11 protein-coding genes are annotated in these 17,383 nt (G+C 40.5%); 1 reads left to right on the forward strand and 10 read right to left on the reverse strand.

All coding sequences use genetic code 11. The annotated features are described in order from the left end of the window. Nucleotides 1–37: 37 nt before the first annotated feature. From GGR21_RS13105 to GGR21_RS13145, 9 genes are all read right to left on the reverse strand, one after another. Nucleotides 38–1,549: a hypothetical protein gene (locus tag GGR21_RS13105; RefSeq protein ID WP_183307689.1), complete on the reverse strand. Its 1,512-nt coding sequence runs from the start codon at nucleotides 1,547–1,549 to the stop codon at nucleotides 38–40. Nucleotides 1,550–1,579: 30 nt separating this feature from the next. Further along, complete coding sequence (locus tag GGR21_RS13110) at nucleotides 1,580–2,362, reverse strand: endonuclease/exonuclease/phosphatase family protein (RefSeq protein WP_183307775.1); 783 nt, start codon at nucleotides 2,360–2,362, stop codon at nucleotides 1,580–1,582. Between the two features lie 7 nt (nucleotides 2,363–2,369). Then, the gene (locus GGR21_RS13115) at nucleotides 2,370–3,164 is read right to left on the reverse strand and encodes a hypothetical protein (protein WP_183307690.1); all 795 of its coding nucleotides are present in this window, start codon (nucleotides 3,162–3,164) and stop codon (nucleotides 2,370–2,372) included. A 9-nt stretch (nucleotides 3,165–3,173) separates the two neighbouring features. Then, the gene (locus GGR21_RS13120) at nucleotides 3,174–3,935 is read right to left on the reverse strand and encodes an endonuclease/exonuclease/phosphatase family protein (protein WP_246348074.1); all 762 of its coding nucleotides are present in this window, start codon (nucleotides 3,933–3,935) and stop codon (nucleotides 3,174–3,176) included. Between the two features lie 46 nt (nucleotides 3,936–3,981). Then, the gene (locus tag GGR21_RS13125) at nucleotides 3,982–5,748 is read right to left on the reverse strand and encodes a RagB/SusD family nutrient uptake outer membrane protein (protein ID WP_183307692.1); all 1,767 of its coding nucleotides are present in this window, start codon (nucleotides 5,746–5,748) and stop codon (nucleotides 3,982–3,984) included. 11 nt (nucleotides 5,749–5,759) lie between these two features. Next, a complete protein-coding gene (locus tag GGR21_RS13130) occupies nucleotides 5,760–9,131 on the reverse strand; it encodes a TonB-dependent receptor (RefSeq protein WP_183307693.1) in 3,372 nt (1,123 codons plus the stop codon). Between the two features lie 170 nt (nucleotides 9,132–9,301). Continuing rightward, nucleotides 9,302–10,348: a FecR family protein gene (locus GGR21_RS13135; protein WP_183307694.1), complete on the reverse strand. Its 1,047-nt coding sequence runs from the start codon at nucleotides 10,346–10,348 to the stop codon at nucleotides 9,302–9,304. Nucleotides 10,349–10,412: 64 nt separating this feature from the next. Then, nucleotides 10,413–11,000, reverse strand: a complete 588-nt coding sequence (locus GGR21_RS13140; protein WP_183307695.1) for an RNA polymerase sigma-70 factor — start codon at nucleotides 10,998–11,000, stop codon at nucleotides 10,413–10,415. A 450-nt stretch (nucleotides 11,001–11,450) separates the two neighbouring features. Then, on the reverse strand, nucleotides 11,451–13,460 hold the full coding sequence (locus GGR21_RS13145) for a glycoside hydrolase family 97 protein (protein ID WP_183307696.1): 2,010 nt from the start codon (nucleotides 13,458–13,460) through the stop codon (nucleotides 11,451–11,453). A 232-nt stretch (nucleotides 13,461–13,692) separates the two neighbouring features. On the opposite strand from GGR21_RS13145, the gene GGR21_RS13150 reads away from it, so the two are divergent. Then, entirely contained in the window at nucleotides 13,693–14,925 is a 1,233-nt protein-coding gene (locus GGR21_RS13150; RefSeq protein WP_183307697.1) for a DUF438 domain-containing protein, read from the forward strand. 84 nt (nucleotides 14,926–15,009) lie between these two features. Here the strand turns inward: GGR21_RS13150 and GGR21_RS13155 are convergent, their stop codons facing one another. Continuing rightward, the gene (locus GGR21_RS13155) at nucleotides 15,010–17,292 is read right to left on the reverse strand and encodes an NADP-dependent malic enzyme (RefSeq protein ID WP_183307698.1); all 2,283 of its coding nucleotides are present in this window, start codon (nucleotides 17,290–17,292) and stop codon (nucleotides 15,010–15,012) included. Between the last annotated feature and the right edge of the window lie 91 nt (nucleotides 17,293–17,383).

A 17,383-nucleotide genomic window follows, 5' to 3' on the forward strand; every position in this document is an offset into this window, starting at 1 on the left:
AGTGCAGAACGTTAAGTTCTGCACATCCTTTTATGATTTATTTCTGAACGATTATTTTCAGTTTACACTTTTTGCCATATAAAGAGGCTACACCTGTATAATTAAATCCAGATAGTCCGGAGCCTGTATAATAATCATTTGCTCCGCCACCGGTTGTTACATCGTCAATCTTACATCCATCGGATGATGCACCCGAATCGTCTGCCGCTGTAATAACTTTTATAATACCATATTTATAATTACCTCCGGTTTGACGTTTAAACGCAATATACGTGCCATCCTGAATTTGAAGGCTGCATGTCCCGCTTGATCCCGCATTAATACGTTGTACGAGCAATTTGTCGTTAGCAGTTTCAGGAACATAGCTAGCCAGCAGATCGAGTGTTTCGTATGTTTGCCAGTTACCTGTGGTATTTTCAAAGAAATCATCCAAATTCATAGATGCAACCAGATCATCAGTTATGACTTTGAAGAATGCCATATTTTTAGTCACCGGAGCTAACCAGCTTTCATCTTTTTGGCGGCCTACCGGTCCTCCAAGTATACGTTCGGCTCCCACAAAAGCAAAACCCCTGTTAGCAACTCTACCAAAAGTCGTTTGATTTCGCCATAGATTTGCAAACATGAAATCAACGCTTCCTCCTGAAGAGCCGGATATTTCGCGTAGAGACAGTACATTTTTGACTGTTCCTCCCACAGTTATACCATCCACAGAGAATACATACGGTTGGTCAGGATTAGACGGATTCTCCCATTCCGGAGCCATCTCAACATTGTCAAATATAGACGCTCTTCCCGATGGTATTCCCGTAATCCTCTTTATATCTACGAAAGCGGTTGTTACTATACCTTTATTGTCGGTAACAATAATAGCGACAGCTTCTGCGTTTTCATCATCTACATTTACTGTAAACTGGATATCCTTCTCCATTTCACCCGACACTGAAATGCTTGTAAGAGGATGTAATTCCTTATACGGTGATTTCTGCACAAGTGTGTATGTCAGTGTTTTCAATCCCTCGGTAGTTGTTATTTTTGCTTTTACCGTCACATCAGCATTAAGTTCCACTGTAGCTATTTCAGTTGGATCTGTCGTTACTTTAGGAGGGATGCCCGAGATATGGCTTATCGGGATTATCTGCTCACTTTCTTTGGTAAGGATATCCGTGGCCACGATCTTAAAGGCGGCAACATCTTCATAATTCACCGGTATATTGATCGAAAATTCCAATTTCTTGGGGAATTCATCCAGTTTAAAAGGAATACGCTTATCCTTATCTATCTCTTCATAACTATCGCCCACTTTCCGTAAAACGGTTCCGTATACATCGCGTAATCCATTCGGGGATTCGACTACACCCGTCACAGTTTCTTCATTTGCATATACCACCTCATCTAATGATGCAGACGATGTGATACTGACCGACGGCGGCGGATATGCATTATCATCAAGATAGTTGATCTCTTTATCATCACTGCAACCGGTAAACAGTGTCGCAATGATCAACGGAATACAAAAAAGCGCATATCGTATATATCTATTTTTCATAACTTATTTACTTTTTTTATTTATAATCAATCAGTTTAAGGTCAAAATGGATATGACTGGCAGATGATCCGATAATTGTACTTTCGGGGTATAAGCATCTTCAATCGTCCATATATTCTTAGGATAACAAAAAATATAATCGATTTTTGATTTCGGTGCTTTGGCCGGAATCGTATAGTCTGAACTGGCAGCCTGCAGCCAGTCATTCATATCGATATTGATTTCTTTCGAATCGGGCTTTGCATTGAAATCGCCACACAAGATAGCCGGGCTCTCACTTTGCAGCAGGATATTATTAATAAATTTCACCTGCGCCTGCCTAACTTCCGAGGTCGTGTAATCGAGATGAGTACAGGCGAACGTTATAGTTTGCTTTTCAGGTAGTTCTACCTCGCTGATTAAAACAGCCCTTTGCTCCTTCGCCCCTTCCGGCATCGGCAATAATATGCGTTTCGAGGAAGCAAACGGATATTTGGAAAGAATCCCAATACCATAATATCCTCCTGCATACGGGATAGTCTTCCCATATAATGACAACATACCTGTACGAAAAGCCAGTTCGGAAATAAAATTCTTCCCGTTCTGGTGCGGAGCTCTTGTGCGCATTGTATTCACATCGACCTCCTGTAAAGCAACTATATCAGGATTCTCCTTCTTTATAAACTCAGCCAGTTCTTCAAGGGATGCCAGTTCGCCAAAACGGAGATTATAGCACATTATTTTCAATGTTGTCTTTTCCTGTGCTGTGGCATAGCCCGTAGAAATAAAGAAAAGTATGAGGAATCCAATCCAGAGGTTATATTTCTTATACATCATCGCTTTATTTTAAATATTCTACTTGTACAAGGAAGCTCTTAATATTACCCGACACTGTTGCCTCGGTCAATTCCCTGAACTTCCATTTTGGAGAACCCAGTACATAGATACTGTAAACACTGTTAGCATCTGAATTTTTCATAAGTTCCAGTGTATAGTTTCCCTTACCGAATGATTCGGATATTTTAGACTCAAACGCTGATGAGAGATTCCTTTTCACAACTCCGATTATCAGAGTAGAATTTCCCACCGAACTCTTAATCAAACTAACACCTGCATCGAGCTGGCTTTCGGCATTGAAGGATACTGTCGAAAAATTCATAACCAGGCTTGATGTAAAATTCACATCCTGCTTCATCAACCAGCAATAATCGGTTACTTTCCGTTGTTCCAAAGATTGTATCGGTTGATCGAACAGAACAGTGTTTCCTGTATAAGTATTATTACCCTTATCAACAGGGACAAAGACAGGGATATGTTTTGAAAGAGATGCTACATTTACACCCGGATTGGCCATTATTGCCCCTGTAAAAGAAACATTGCTCCGGTCGAGAAGTACGACCGCATGCTCCGTATTCTTAACAGTGTTGACTACAGTAGTATAATCCGTTCCGGAAAACAAGTTTCCTTCCGACAAAGTGGAAATAACCAGCACTTTGGCTGTTCTGGATTTATCCCAGGGCTTTTCCTGCCCATTGCCGTTACCATTACCCGTATCGTCATCGTCACTGCCCGAACATGACATTACTAAAAAGCAAAATGATAATAATAATGATGATATTTTCAATAAACTTTTCATATCCATTTCTTATTTAAGTTCCACTTCGGCTACCAAAGCAATATGATCGGACAAATCGGTCCTGATTACCCGCTGATAACTTACAACATTCCACCCGTTAAGAGGTTTGGCAAATATATAATCGATCTTACTGGTCGGATTCGAAGCCGAGATAGTAGGCAGATTGTCACAGATCTTTTGCCACGAGTTCATACCGTTGGTAATCGTTTGCTCAGTCGGATAAGCATTAAAATCACCAGCCAGAATAACAGGTACTCCTCCATTGCTGAGATAAGAATTCATCTGATTCACCATATCAGTTCTTACATCGGCTGTCGAATTATCGAGGTGCGTAGACGCTACCCGCAGCTTTTGTCCGTCAACAGTTACATCGATATACAAAACCGTACGCTTTTCTTTTATATCAGAGCGGCTGCTTGTCAACTGATTATTGGATATTTTTTCGATCGGATACTTTGATAAAATACCAACTCCATACTCACCATTCTGATAATCGATAGCTTTACCAAAAGCCGAAAACATGCCTAATTCGGCAGCCAGTTCGGTAAGGAAGTCCTTATTCCCGTTGCGGGTAGTATTGAAATCAACTTCCTGCAACATTACAAAATCAGGATTCTGCTGTTTGATAAGCTCGGCGAATGGTTTCGCTGAATAATTAACCATCTGTCCGGACATCCGCACATTATAGTTGAATATTTTAAGCTTTGTCTGCGCACCTGCCGCCATCACAACAACGGCAAGTACCAGTACACATATCAGTTTTTTCATCATATTATCCATTTTGTTTATTTTTAGTAATAATCCGGTATCCGGGTATTTAATCCCATCCCTGATTGTTCGGTTTCAGATTAGGATTTAGTTCCATCTGCCTGTATGGTAAAGAGAACAGATAATTTTTAGGATTGGAGAAAATACGTGCATCGTCGAATATCATATATCCCTTATCATCGAAACGCTGATCGGATATCTGCGACTGGTTATAAGCATTATCCTTGCGCAATCCCCTCATTATACCCATAGCTTGTTTTTCGGCTGACTCCGATGGGTCTACGCCTAAACGGTAACCTTCTTTCCAGCGGACGAGATCGAACCAGCGCATACCCTCCATAAACATTTCCACTCTGCGTTCGCGATGTAGTTCATATTCCAGATCCATTCCGTTTGCAGTAAGTTCTGTCAGCACCATTCTCTTCATCCCTACCCTGTCTCTCAGTAGATTTATACTTTGGTCTACTACACTTTGTGTAAGCTTACCCTGCTTGAACATGGCTTCGGCATACATCAGTAAAACATCCCCATAACGCAATATAACAATATCATTATCGTCACGGTTGTAAGTAGGCACTTTAGTTGGTTCACAATATTTGAGTACATAATAACCGGTCAGAGTAGTCGCTCCTTTTTTATCGTTATTGAATTTAGGAGACATAAATATTTTAGAATTGATGGCTGCTGTTCCACGCCCGTCTTCTTTTCCTTCCCATTTATCGTATCCCGGATATAGGATAGATTGTTTCATACGTGGATCACGGCTGACAAATATACTGTCATAGGCACTATATGCCGGAGTATATGTCCCGTTTCCTTTATATTTAGGCGATTTTTCGATAGGCAATCCGTCATCACACAAGTAGGAATCGATATGTGCCTGAGTAGGATTGAAACGTATAATCTGGTCAGGCACCATAAGTTCGCGACTCAGGTTATGATATGTACGTGCCGTAGCAGCCAGGTCATAGTTATACACATAAGCAAGGATCGTTTCCTTATTATGCGGCATACGTGATGCACGGCCTGCAAATGTAAACAGGTCAAAATAATCTTTGGCGGGATTACCTGTCGAATACAGTTCATGATATGCCAGATCTCCCCCCGGCATCAGTCTCAGGCAAGCCTGTTCGGCAACATCCCAGCGTTCATTCTGCAAAGCAATACGTGCCTTCAGGGCGATAGCAGCAGTGGCTGATATACGGCCAAAGTTGCTTGTTGCAGGTGCGATGTATCCTGGTAATACTTCAGCAGCATCGTCAAGGTCTTTCAATATATAATCTATAATTTCCGAACGTGGTGCACGTGAATCATAGACTTCGGGCTCATCAGTCTTGATGGTTCTCATTACCATCGGCACATCGCCCCAGAATGAAGTAAGATAGAAGTAGTTGAACGCACGCAGGAATTTTACTTCTCCTGCATATTTCTCCAGGGTAGATGAACTCACTTCGGTAGCTCTCTGGTAATTTTCCAGGAAATAATTACACCTCCTTATTTTTGCATAGAAGGCAATCCAGTTGGTATTCAATGTTCCGAAATCGGAACCGTAGAGCCCGCTACCAATCTGACGCCATGCATTCAACTGATACCACATTGTATTATCGCCGAGCAATTCTCCATAGTTAACAACATCTTTTCCGATAAGTGAAGCATAACATGCATTAGCTGCACTTTTCACATGCTGTTCTGTCTGCCAGAAATTTTCATCGGTCAGTTCAGATACAGGAGGTCTCTCCAGAAAAGAATCGTTACAGGAGGACAAACTAAATAAACAGGCTATGACACCCAAAAGGATATATTTTTTCGTTTTCATAGTTATTCGCCTTATTTTAATGTGAAATTAATACCAAAAACAAATGTCTTAACCTGAGGATAATTTCCTCCTCCCTGTACCGCTGATTCCGGATCGCAGGTTGAGAAGTAGTCGGAAACCGTAAACAGGTTGTCAGCAGAAACATAGAAACGGCAATTCGACAATCTTAACGGATTGATGATTTTCGCAGGCAGGCTGTATCCTATCTGAATATTTTTCAATCGGAGGTAAGATGCGTCTTCCATCCAGAATGTCGAGAAGTTTTTAGAATTCAGGTTCGAGTTATATGTAAAACGCGGATAAACAGCATCCGGGTTCGGATTAGAAGCCTGATAACGTCCTTCATGAAATTTCTGAGGATAAGTGGACTGGTCGATAAAAGCATGGCGTGCCGGCCCGTAGATATATCCGTCGGCTTTCCCTACTCCCTGTAATAAGAAACTGAAATCTATACCTTTATAATTCAGATACCCCCTGAAAGAGAATGTATAACGAGGGAAAGGATTACCTACTATTTTACGGTCATTATCCAGATCTATATCACCACTGTTATCCAGGTCTTTATATTTAATATCTCCGGGCTGCACAAGGTCTTTGTCGCCTGACATTACCGGGAATAACGGATTCTTATATTTTCCTGAAGTGGGATCGTAATATTCAAAATCGGAAGGCATTGCCAATCCATCGGCAACAAGGCCGTACAGGGCATTGATAGGATCACCTTCACGCTTAATATTATAAGTACCATACTGAGGATCACCAAACCGGGTTATCTTATTCTTAACATCGGATAAAGTAAATGTTGCTCCATAACGGAGATCCTTACCTATCCTGTCATTCCAGTCGATCTGAATATCCCAGCCTTTATTCTGTACATGTCCCGCATTCTCCTGCAAACTGGAGAAGCCGATCTGATTAGGGTAGTATTTGTCTATAACCATCCCTTTTGTTGTTCGTACGTAGTAGTCGGCTGTGAGGCTTAACCTGCTGTTCAACACCGAAACATCGACACCGATATTCGTACTGTACGACTTTTCCCAGATGAGGTTTGGATTCCCTATATAGATCTCTGTATACACATCATTAGCCTGACCACCAATAGTAACCCGGTCGGTAGCTCCGGTCAGCTCACCGATGGTCGATATATATGGATAGTCGTTGCTGCTTGTTGAAAACTGATTACCCAGGATACCCCATGAAGCTCTGACTTTCAGTTGATCGAGCCAGCTTCGGCTTTTTTCCATAAAAGCTTCTTCCGAAATACGCCAGGCACCCGAAAACGAAGGGAACCAACCACCCCGGTTGCTTTTGACAAAACGGGAAGTAAGGTCGTAGCGCAGGTTAGCTTCCAGTAAATATTTATCGTTGAAATTATAATTTATACGCCCGAATCCTGAACGCATAGCCCACTGATCTCCACCTCCGCTATTCGACTGATAGTTATTCGAACCCAGACTTAACACAGGGTCCATTTCTGTTATCAAACTATCGCGGCGGGCTGTAAATGATGTATTTCTGTTCCACTCTTGTTGGAATCCGGCCATTACATGCAATGTATGCTTTCCTATTTTAAGATCGTAATCCGTTTGGGCAAACAGTGTCTGCTGCAGGTTCGTATAATCCCTGTTCTCGTAAGCATTGGTCGGTGTAGTGGCATACCAGAAATCTTCTGTTTCGGGATAATAGTATTTTATCGTCTTCCATAATATTTCACGTAACGAATTTGATTTTCGCATCGTATAGTTTGCAGAAGCAGTCCAACCTTTAATTATATCTACCTTAGCCGAAAAATTACCTGTAAACTCCTGTGATGCAAAAACCTGAGATCCACCATCGTTAAGCACCGCAACCTGATTAGACTGGCCTCCGCCATATCCCCATCTTCCATCGGTAAATCTGACAGGAGTAAGCGGAGATGTCCGCATCGCATTATAGATAGCACCCTCTGCGATTCCCAGAGTACCTGTAGGAGCCGAATATTTACGATCGACGTACGCTATATTAGCATCCAGATCGATCAGGTCTGCAACTTTCGTATTCAATTTCAAACGGATATTATGGCGGGTAGTTGTAGCGGCATTGCCTGTAAGCAATCCTTCCTGATCAAGATATCCATAGGAAATCAGATATCCCATATTATTCCCTTTTCCATTGATACTTATGTTATAATTTTGCTGAGGAGCGCTCGACCGGAATAGAGCATCCACCCAGTCGGTGTTGGCATAATAGTTCGGATCAGAGCCAGTCAGCACTTTCTGTATATCATCTTCAGAGAAGTTCGGAGAAGTACCCACATTCCTGTTGGCTTCTATATCCCATCGCATATATGTAGGCGAATCGGCCATTTCCGGCAGTTTCGTCGGTTGCTGGAATCCTATATATCCATTAAAATTGATCTGCGGTTTGGCTTCATTTCCTTTTACACTCTTGGTGGTAATGAGAATAACCCCATTCGCAGCGCGGTTTCCGTATATAGAAGCGGAAGCTGCGTCTTTCAGAACGGAAATATTCTCTATATCATTCGGATTAATTATATTCATGTCTCCTTCGACACCATCGATGAGCACCAAAGGGTTTGTATTTGCAATAGTACCTATACCACGTACCCGTATAGTCGCATTCGATTGTCCTGGTAATCCGCCGTTGGCACTACCCTGAATGGTAAGTCCGGGAACAAGACCCTGTAGTCCGGAAGATACGTTTGTTATCGGGCGTTTTTGTATATCCTCGGCTGTTACCACACCTACCGCACCTGTCAGGTTTATCTTTTTCTGCGTGCCATATCCTACAATAACTACCTCATCCAAAGCCTGTGATTTTGAGGATAATATTATATCTATGGGGGCATTATTTGTTACTTTGCTTTCAACTGTATTGTAACTCACATACGAGAACTCAAGAGTAGATCCCAATGGCACATTTATGGTAAAAGCCCCGTCGACATCGGTAAGGGTGGCCGTGGTTGTGCCTAGAATTTTCACCGTTGCACCAATCAATGGTTCTCCCGCATCATCTCTTACTGTACCTTTTATCAGCCTGCCCTGGGTAATCTGCGTTGGGGAAACTGCAGCATTTTTAAGTATAATCTGTGTGCCGATAAATTCGTAGCTTATACCTTTTCCTTCAAATGCCTTCTTCAATATATCTATAACATTCTCATTCCGGAAGTTGGCCGAGACCAGTTGGTTCAGATCAACAGAAGTATTAAAAACGAATGTGTAACTGGTTTTCTGCTCTATTTGCTCAACCAGGCTTTTAAGGGACATATCTCCGGTAATCGTTACTTTCGGGTTGGCCTGCAAGGCCTCTCCCTTGAGTGATACCGTCGACAGCATAAACATTACGGACAATAATGTTATTATGAATTGTGTTGATTTAGTCATAGTTAATGTACTTAAAGTTAAATAAACTATTATCTTTGTCCTTACAATTATGTGAATACGCGAAACTTATGTTTTAATAAAACATAAATGTTTGTGCACGGTTTTCTATAATTGAAAGAGTTTCTCCGGGTTAAGAAATGGCAGTTTCTTAATCCGGTATTTTTTGTGGCTTATTTGTATCTGATTGTCACCTCCTCTCCTTTTATCTGATATCTTATAGGTGTAATCTTATTTATAAGTTCCAGTATCTCGGTCAGCGACTCCGTTTTGATTGTTAACCAATACCGCTCGCTACGTTGTTCTCCTTCCAACTGAATATTTACACCATACCACCTTTCCATTTTTGCAATAACCTGAGACATCGGATCGTTATTGATCTTCAATTGTCCATAGCGCCATATACCGTCCATATCGGCATCACAGCTTAATAGCTCATATTTCTTTGTTTGCTTATCTATTACCAGTTTTTGTTGAGGCGATAGCCCGGACAATAACTCATTATTATTTGCATCCATTACAGCAACCTTGCCTTCGAGCAAGGAAACAGCCACATAATCTTCGGTTCCATAAGCGTTTACATTAAATGAGGTTCCCAAAACTTCAACCTTCACCCCGTCGGCAAGTATATCGAAGGCCAATTGTGGATTCTTCGAGACATCAAAAAAGGCTTCTCCCTGTAATTGCACATTCCGGTTTTTTACATTAAAGTCGGTGTAATAAGTCAGATTCGAACCGGAATTTAACCACACCAGGGTTCCATCGGGTAAATAAACCTTGGTCTTTTGCCCCGGAGGTGATTCCACCAATACTTTACCGGGTGCTGCCAGTTTCCCAGGCATGCTGATAAAGGAGAAAGACAATCCGATCAGTAAGGCTAAAGAGGCTGCTATGCCGGCGATCCAAATCAGTGTCTTCCGTGTGTATTGTTTTTCCTGATTGTAATGAATATCTGTTTCATTATCGTTTACAGCCCGGTTTTCCTCAGTCCTTATACGGTGGAGAAATATATTATATGCTTTATCTTTATCGAATTCCGATTTATTCTTGACCACCTCGACCGAATAATAAATCATTTTTACCTGTTCGAAAAAATCCTTATTTTCCTGTGAAACGTCCATCCAATTATCTAATAAGAGTTTATCCTCTTCAGAGATCGTCCCTGACAGATAATCGACAATTAGTCCTAACCAGTATTCTTCGTTAATTTTATTATTCATTGTCATTCTGTTACAATTATAAGACAATCAGAAAAGGGAGAAGGGTAAATGAGAAGTGTAATTTTTATAGAAAAAATAATAAAAACAGGGTTATAAAGCAATTTTTCAGGTCATCCCGTAGCTTTGCCAAAGCTGATTTTATATGATATTTTATACTATCAACTGATAATCCGGTAATTTTAGCTATTTCCTGATACTTCATATCGGAAAAACGACTAAGTTCAAATATTTTCCGTGTCAGCTCAGGTAGTTTATTCAGGCTATCCTGTAATTTCAGGTCGAGCTCTTCCTCTATTATTCTTGATAAGGGATATGTATATTCGCCTTCATAATATGCCTCATTGAGCTTCATTTCGGTTTTCAGTTCCGACTTTATTTCTTCCAGACGGTTTTGCCTGACAAAATAGTTTAAACACTGGTTTTTTACAGACTTAGCCAGATAGCTTCGGAGCGAGTAATTAATATTTAGTTCCTCCCGCTTCTGCCAGATATTAAATATAACATCACCAACAATTGTTTCAGCGATAAACGAATCCTTTACATATTGAGCTGCATACAGGCATAACGCGCCATAATGAGAATCATACAAATACTTATATGCATCCTCATCCCCCGATTTGAGCCCTTTTATAATCTCGTTTTCAGTACACATCTATATAGTTTGAAAGCTGTAACACACAGTCTTTATGCTTATTAATTACAATTATTCATTAACCGGACATAAGTTACAAATATATAGAAATATAAATTCGTTGTCTAAACATAAAAGTTAAAAGCCTGTTATTTATATATTACAGTTTTGTTTAGTTCACTGCACTTCCAGATGTTCGTTCTTTAGTAGGTCTTATATAGCTAATGTTTTATTAGTCGTTGAGTGATATAAATTAGCTTAGACTACGAAGATAGTATTGATGAGGTCTGCACGAAATGAAGCGGAAGATATTCATTTTAGAAAACAGTAGAACTAAATCTAAAATATCCAAAGGAATGTGTAATGTGCCACAAGTAAAATATACGACCTGAAAGATTGTAAAAATTACTTGTGACACACCATTTTTGGATGGAATGCTAATAAGATTTTTATCAAGATCAACTACAATCCCTATTTGACCTTTGATATTTTTGCAATATAACCGCCTCCCGGAGCCATGTTTATCTTTATAGTCTGATCTGATGATACTTTTATGATTTCTCTTTTATAATCGCTGGCTATACGGTCTGCATTTATCCCATCCCGAAAGATTTCTGCTTCATATTCTCCTTTATCCAGGAAGGAGAGGTCGATCACTATTTCCCGGTTATCCCAATTTGTGAGCGAACCCAGATACCATGTATTTCCTTTCCGGCGTGCAATAGTCACATATCGGCTTATTTCTCCGTTTATGGCTTTAGTTTCGTCCCATACAGTAGGTATGGAAGCTATAAAACGGGTGCATTCCTCTTCTTTCATATAGTTGGACGGACTATCACACATCATATTTAAGGGAGATTCGAAAATAACATACTGAGCCAATTGCCGGCAACGTGTCCCCTGGCTTATCGGTTCGGAATAGATCGGATAATAGTTTTTCTTTATCCCGTTTCGCATAGCTCCCTGAGTATAATCCATAGGGCCTGCCACCATACGGATGAACGGTACGGTTACGTCATACTCCACCTGATCGACAGACGTATCAGACCATTTCATTTCTTCGAGGCCAAATACTCCTTCAAAATTTATTACATTAGGGTATGTCCGCTGCAATCCTGTCGGTTTGTATGACCCGTGAAAGTCCATCAGCATTTTATACTTTGCCCCTATGCGGGCAGCACGATGGTGAAAATCAACCATGGATTGATCGTCCCTGTCCATAAAATCGACCTTAAACCCTTTGACTCCCATTGCGGCGTAATGCTTACAAAGACCTTCAATATCTTTATCGAATGCATAATAACCGGCCCAAAGAATGATATCTACATTACGTTTTGCCGCATATGCAATGAGTTCTTCCAGATCGATTTCGGGTACTACCTGATAAAGATCCGCCTCTCCATTGACCGACCATCCTTCGTCTAAGATAACATACCCGATACCATGTTGGGATGCAAAATCAATATAATACTTATAGGTATCGTTATTGACTCCCGCACGAAAATCAACATTATACAGCCCCCAGGCGTTCCACCAGTCCCAGGCTACCTTTCCGGGCTTGATCCATGATGCATCCGGTATCTGAGAAGGGGTCGCCAGCTTATACACCATATCGTTATTGAGTAATTCCGCATCATTTTCAGAAATTATAATTGCCCGCCAGGGAAAATTCGTCTTACCTTCAACTTTTGCTATATACTCTTCGCGGGAATTTATGATCCCCTGGAGTTTATTATGTCCCCCCTGTACGACTTCTTTAGGATAAGGAGCAAATACTCCTTTCAAGGAGGTAGTTTTATCGGAATTGTGAAGAAACATTCCCGGATAATTTAACAGATCCGACTCTGTAATACATATTTTTTTACCATTCGCACCTTCTACGATCAACGGCAAGAATGCAATTTTCTGTGTATCCCATTCCGATAGTTTGATATTGTTATATGTATTTTGAAAATTTCCGAAAAACTGGTCTTCAAACTTTTCAGTCTTACGCCCACGGGCATAAGGAATATATGCTTTTGTATCGGAAGGGAAATTAAATGTGGCCTGTTCGTTTTGTACAATAAAAGGATAGTTACTATCCGACACAAAACGATAAGCGACTCCATCGTTATAGGCTCTGAATATGATGCTGTAATCGCCTTTGAAACGGATGGTCAATTCATTAAATTGATTCCGGACTGTTGCCTTTTTGTAGATAGGTGAATTTATGTCTTCGTCGACCTGCCGCTCTGTAACCTTAGATACTTTCGGGTTAACTCCCCAAGTAGTTCCATCACCCAATGTCATAGATACAGGAGATTTATCAATCATCAGGTCTTTCCCGTGACTGACAGAATAAACTATATCTGATTGTCCGATGCTTATATCTATCTGCAGTATTCCTGCCGGCGCCTTTAGATTATATTGTTTTTGGGCAATTACGGCGGAAGAGAAACCTGAAATTAAAAGTAAAAGAGAAATCAATCTGTACTTTTTCATGTATTATTCATTTATTAAATTATGGTTATGCTTCTATAATAGAAGACAATTAAAAAAGAGCAAAGGGTAAATGTGAAATCATTTTTTTTACGAGAAACCATACAAAGCGTAACATTTGTGACGTTTTCTTTAATGACAGAACATGTATTTTTGTATTAAACTAGAAGCAGATGATAATTATCAACATATTATTTCTGCTATTGTCATAAAATTATAATTATAAGATACTATTATGAGCGAAATAATCAATAATTCCCAACACAGGAGAGACCTTCTAAAACACCTTATCTTGCAGTTACACAAAGGTGAAGCCCCCGATGTAGTGAAAAGCAGATTAGTAGAACTGTTGCGCACCATTCCCTACAATGAGGTGGTAATTGTCGAACAGGAACTAATCGCAGAAGGATTACCCGAAGAGGAGGTCCTCAGATTTTGTGATATACATACCGCAGTTCTCGATGGCAGTATAGATACCTCTGCACAAAAAGGCGTACCTGCCGGACACCCTGTAGATACATTAAAAAAAGAGAACATTGAACTAACTAAAGTAATAGCCCAGATAAGGGAGATGTTCTCGCAACTAAAAGATATTGAAAGCCAAGGAGTGAAAAAATATCTGATAAACCTGAAAGGTCTACTTAACCAGCTTTCGGATGTAGATAAGCATTACAGACGCAAAGAATATCTGCTATTCCCGTTTCTTGAGAAACATGGAATAACGGGTCCTCCTAAGGTGATGTGGGGAAAACATGACGAAACCCGCGAATTATTGAAAGCTGCACATGAGGCCATTAATGTAAATAATGAAGTAACCGCAGATGAATTGCGTACAGCAATAGCTTATGCCATACAACCTGCATTGTCGGCAGTAGAAGGCATGATAATGAAAGAGGAAGAAATACTGCTGCCGATGACAATGGACACATTGACCGAAGATGAATGGTTGCAGATATATAAACAAAGTCCCGAAATTGGGTTCTGCATTTATGATCCTAAAAACGAATGGCATATCGATGATACAACTGTAAGCGATGTGGAATACATGAATGGAACCGGCCGCATAGTCCTGCCTACCGGCAGTTTCAGTATCGAGGAACTGAGTACATTCTTTAAATACCTGCCTATGGATATAACTTTTGTAGATAAGGATGATAAAGTACGTTTTTTCTCGCTGGGCGAACATCGTATATTCGACCGAAACAGAGCAATTATCGGGCGCGATGTCCAGCTCTGCCATCCGCCGGGAAGCGTTCATATTGTGGAACAGATTTTATCTGACTTTAAAAGTGGTAAAGAGTCGAAAGCAGCTTTCTGGATCAATTTCAAGGGTATGTTTGTCTATATAGAGTATATTGCTCTACGAAACGGAAAAGGAGAATATCTTGGAGTTATAGAATGTACTCAGGACCTGACAAAATACCGCCAGCTGGAGGGAGAACAACGGTTACTATCTTACTCCAAATAGAAATACTATTTTATACAGAAAAGGATAGTTATATGAAAGATATAAAGATTACTCAATTATAATCCTTATATCTTTGTTTAACTATTAAATTTTCTCCTTATTACTTACTATAGCTTCGACCACTGCGACCGTAGTGATATTGATAATATCCCTCACAGGGCTTTCCACATCCATAAAATGTACGGATTTGCGCAATCCCATCTGGATAGGGCCAATGCTTTCTCCACCTATCCCCAATTCTATAAGTAATTTACTTGCTATATTAGAAGAGCTAAGATTGGGAAAGATCAGTGTATTCACCTCTTTTCCCTTTATCGTATTAAATGGAAACTTTTCATCCCTCAGTTCCTTGTTCATTGCAAAATTCAGCTGCATTTCACCATCAATATTATACTCAGGATAATTTTCGTGGAAATATTTTATTACATCAGAAACTATTTTAGGTGTGCCATCGTCCTCTGTTCCGAAATTGGAGAAAGAAAGCATTGCCATAACAGGGTCTGTTGCAAAATATTTGACAGACTCGTGCGTTAGCCTGACTATATCTCTTAGTACTTCTTCATTTGGCCAGCGATTGATCAATGTATCAGCTAAAAAGTAAGGTCCGCGCCTTGTTTGTACTATATGCATTGCTGCAAAATGATTGTATCCGGGTTTAAGACCGATAACCTCGAGGGCAGTCCGTGCAAAATCCCTGTACTGGCTATATATACCTGTTATCACAGCATCTGCATCTCCGGTCTCGACCATCATCATACCAAAATAATTGCGATCATTCATCTTTTCGAATGCTTCCTGATAAAAAATACCTTCACGTGATTTTCTTTCACTTAATATCCTGGCATAATGTGACCGGCGTGTATCTTCTCTGATACAACGGTGATCGATGATCTCTATGCCGGTCAGATCCAATCCGTTTTCTTTAGCCAGATTATTTATCCTGTCTATGCTTCCCAATAAAACAGGTTGGCATATCTGGCTTTTTAATGCAAACACAGCGGCTTTCATCATATTGATATGATTGCCCTCACAATATACAACACGCTTAGGTGAACTTTTTGCCAGATTGGTTAACCTGTGTATCAGCTTATTACTATAGCCTAACATATCAGACAAGCTGTTTTCGTAAGCCTCCCAATCTGTAATCTTTCGCTGGGCGACTTCTGTAGCTATTGCCGCTTTGGCCACAGCAGAAGATACAACTGTCAAAAGTCTAGGATCCATTGGTTTTGGTATGATGTATTCTTTACCGAAACTGACACGCTTGAGCTCGTAAGCCGTATTTATGACGTCGGGCACAGGCTCTTTTGCAAGTTGAGCAATAGCTCTTGCAGCAGCCAGTTCCATTTCCAGGTTTATTGTCGTAGCACGCACATCGAGTGCCCCCCTGAAAATGTATGGAAAGCCCAGTACATTGTTTACCTGATTAGGATAATCGGATCGTCCTGTGGCGAAAATAATATCATTGCGCGAAGCCATGGCATCTTCGTAAGAAATTTCGGGATCAGGATTTGCCAGAGCAAAAACTATTGGGTTATCATTCATGGTCTGTACCATTTCTTTCTTAAGCACGTTCCCTACTGATAACCCAATGAAGACATCAGCACCCTTGATAGCATCTTCTAATGTATCGAATGGGGTGTCTGCCGCAAAATATATTTTCGATTCATCCAAGTCGCCACGTCTCGTATTCAGTACTCCGTTGCGGTCACACATAATGATATTTTCTTTGCGTAACCCGAATTTCATATATAACCTGGTACAAGCTATAGCCGAAGCTCCTGCTCCGTTAACCACAATACGGACTTTCGAGATGTCTTTGTTTGCAAGATCAAGAGCATTCAGGAGCGCCGCCGCCGATATGATGGCAGTTCCATGCTGGTCATCGTGCATCACAGGAATATTCAATTCCTCTTTGAGCCGTCTTTCTATTTCGAAGCACTCGGGAGATTTTATATCTTCAAGATTGATACCGCCGAAAGTTGGAGAGATGGCTTTTACTGTCTGAATAAATTTTTCAGGATCGGTTTCGTCCACTTCTATGTCGAAAACATCGATGCCCGCAAATATTTTAAATAACAAGCCCTTACCTTCCATTACAGGTTTACCGGCCAATGCGCCGATATTCCCCAGCCCTAATACTGCTGTTCCGTTCGATATTACAGCGACAAGATTTCCTTTTGCTGTATAGTCATAAGCGGTCTGAGGGTCTTTTTCTATTTCCAGACATGGTTCTGCGACTCCCGGTGAATAAGCCAGGGAGAGATCGGTCTGCGTACTATGTGGTTTTGTCGGTATTACTTCTATTTTCCCGGGTTTTCCTGATGCATGGTATTTAAGCGCTGCATCTCTTGTTACTTTAGACATAATATAAGGTTTTTGTTCGAAATAAATATATAATTTCTATACCCTGTCCGGTTTATTAATATCCGGACAGGGGAAATGTATGTTGAAACTG

It is taken from the genome of Dysgonomonas hofstadii, from assembly GCF_014196915.1.
Taxonomy (GTDB): domain Bacteria; phylum Bacteroidota; class Bacteroidia; order Bacteroidales; family Dysgonomonadaceae; genus Dysgonomonas; species Dysgonomonas hofstadii.

Coding starts and splice junctions, on each gene's coding strand:
- GGR21_RS13140 (WP_183307695.1), bottom strand. CDS start 11,000: ATGTGTACTGAAAACGAGATTATAAAAGGGCTCAAATCGGGGGATGAG.
- GGR21_RS13115 (WP_183307690.1), bottom strand. CDS start 3,164: ATGAAAAGTTTATTGAAAATATCATCATTATTATTATCATTTTGCTTT.
- GGR21_RS13145 (WP_183307696.1), bottom strand. CDS start 13,460: ATGAAAAAGTACAGATTGATTTCTCTTTTACTTTTAATTTCAGGTTTC.
- GGR21_RS13120 (WP_246348074.1), bottom strand. CDS start 3,935: ATGATGAAAAAACTGATATGTGTACTGGTACTTGCCGTTGTTGTGATG.
- GGR21_RS13135 (WP_183307694.1), bottom strand. CDS start 10,348: ATGAATAATAAAATTAACGAAGAATACTGGTTAGGACTAATTGTCGAT.
- GGR21_RS13105 (WP_183307689.1), bottom strand. CDS start 1,549: ATGAAAAATAGATATATACGATATGCGCTTTTTTGTATTCCGTTGATC.
- GGR21_RS13110 (WP_183307775.1), bottom strand. CDS start 2,362: ATGTATAAGAAATATAACCTCTGGATTGGATTCCTCATACTTTTCTTT.
- GGR21_RS13150 (WP_183307697.1), top strand. CDS start 13,693: ATGAGCGAAATAATCAATAATTCCCAACACAGGAGAGACCTTCTAAAA.
- GGR21_RS13125 (WP_183307692.1), bottom strand. CDS start 5,748: ATGAAAACGAAAAAATATATCCTTTTGGGTGTCATAGCCTGTTTATTT.
- GGR21_RS13155 (WP_183307698.1), bottom strand. CDS start 17,292: ATGTCTAAAGTAACAAGAGATGCAGCGCTTAAATACCATGCATCAGGA.
- GGR21_RS13130 (WP_183307693.1), bottom strand. CDS start 9,131: ATGACTAAATCAACACAATTCATAATAACATTATTGTCCGTAATGTTT.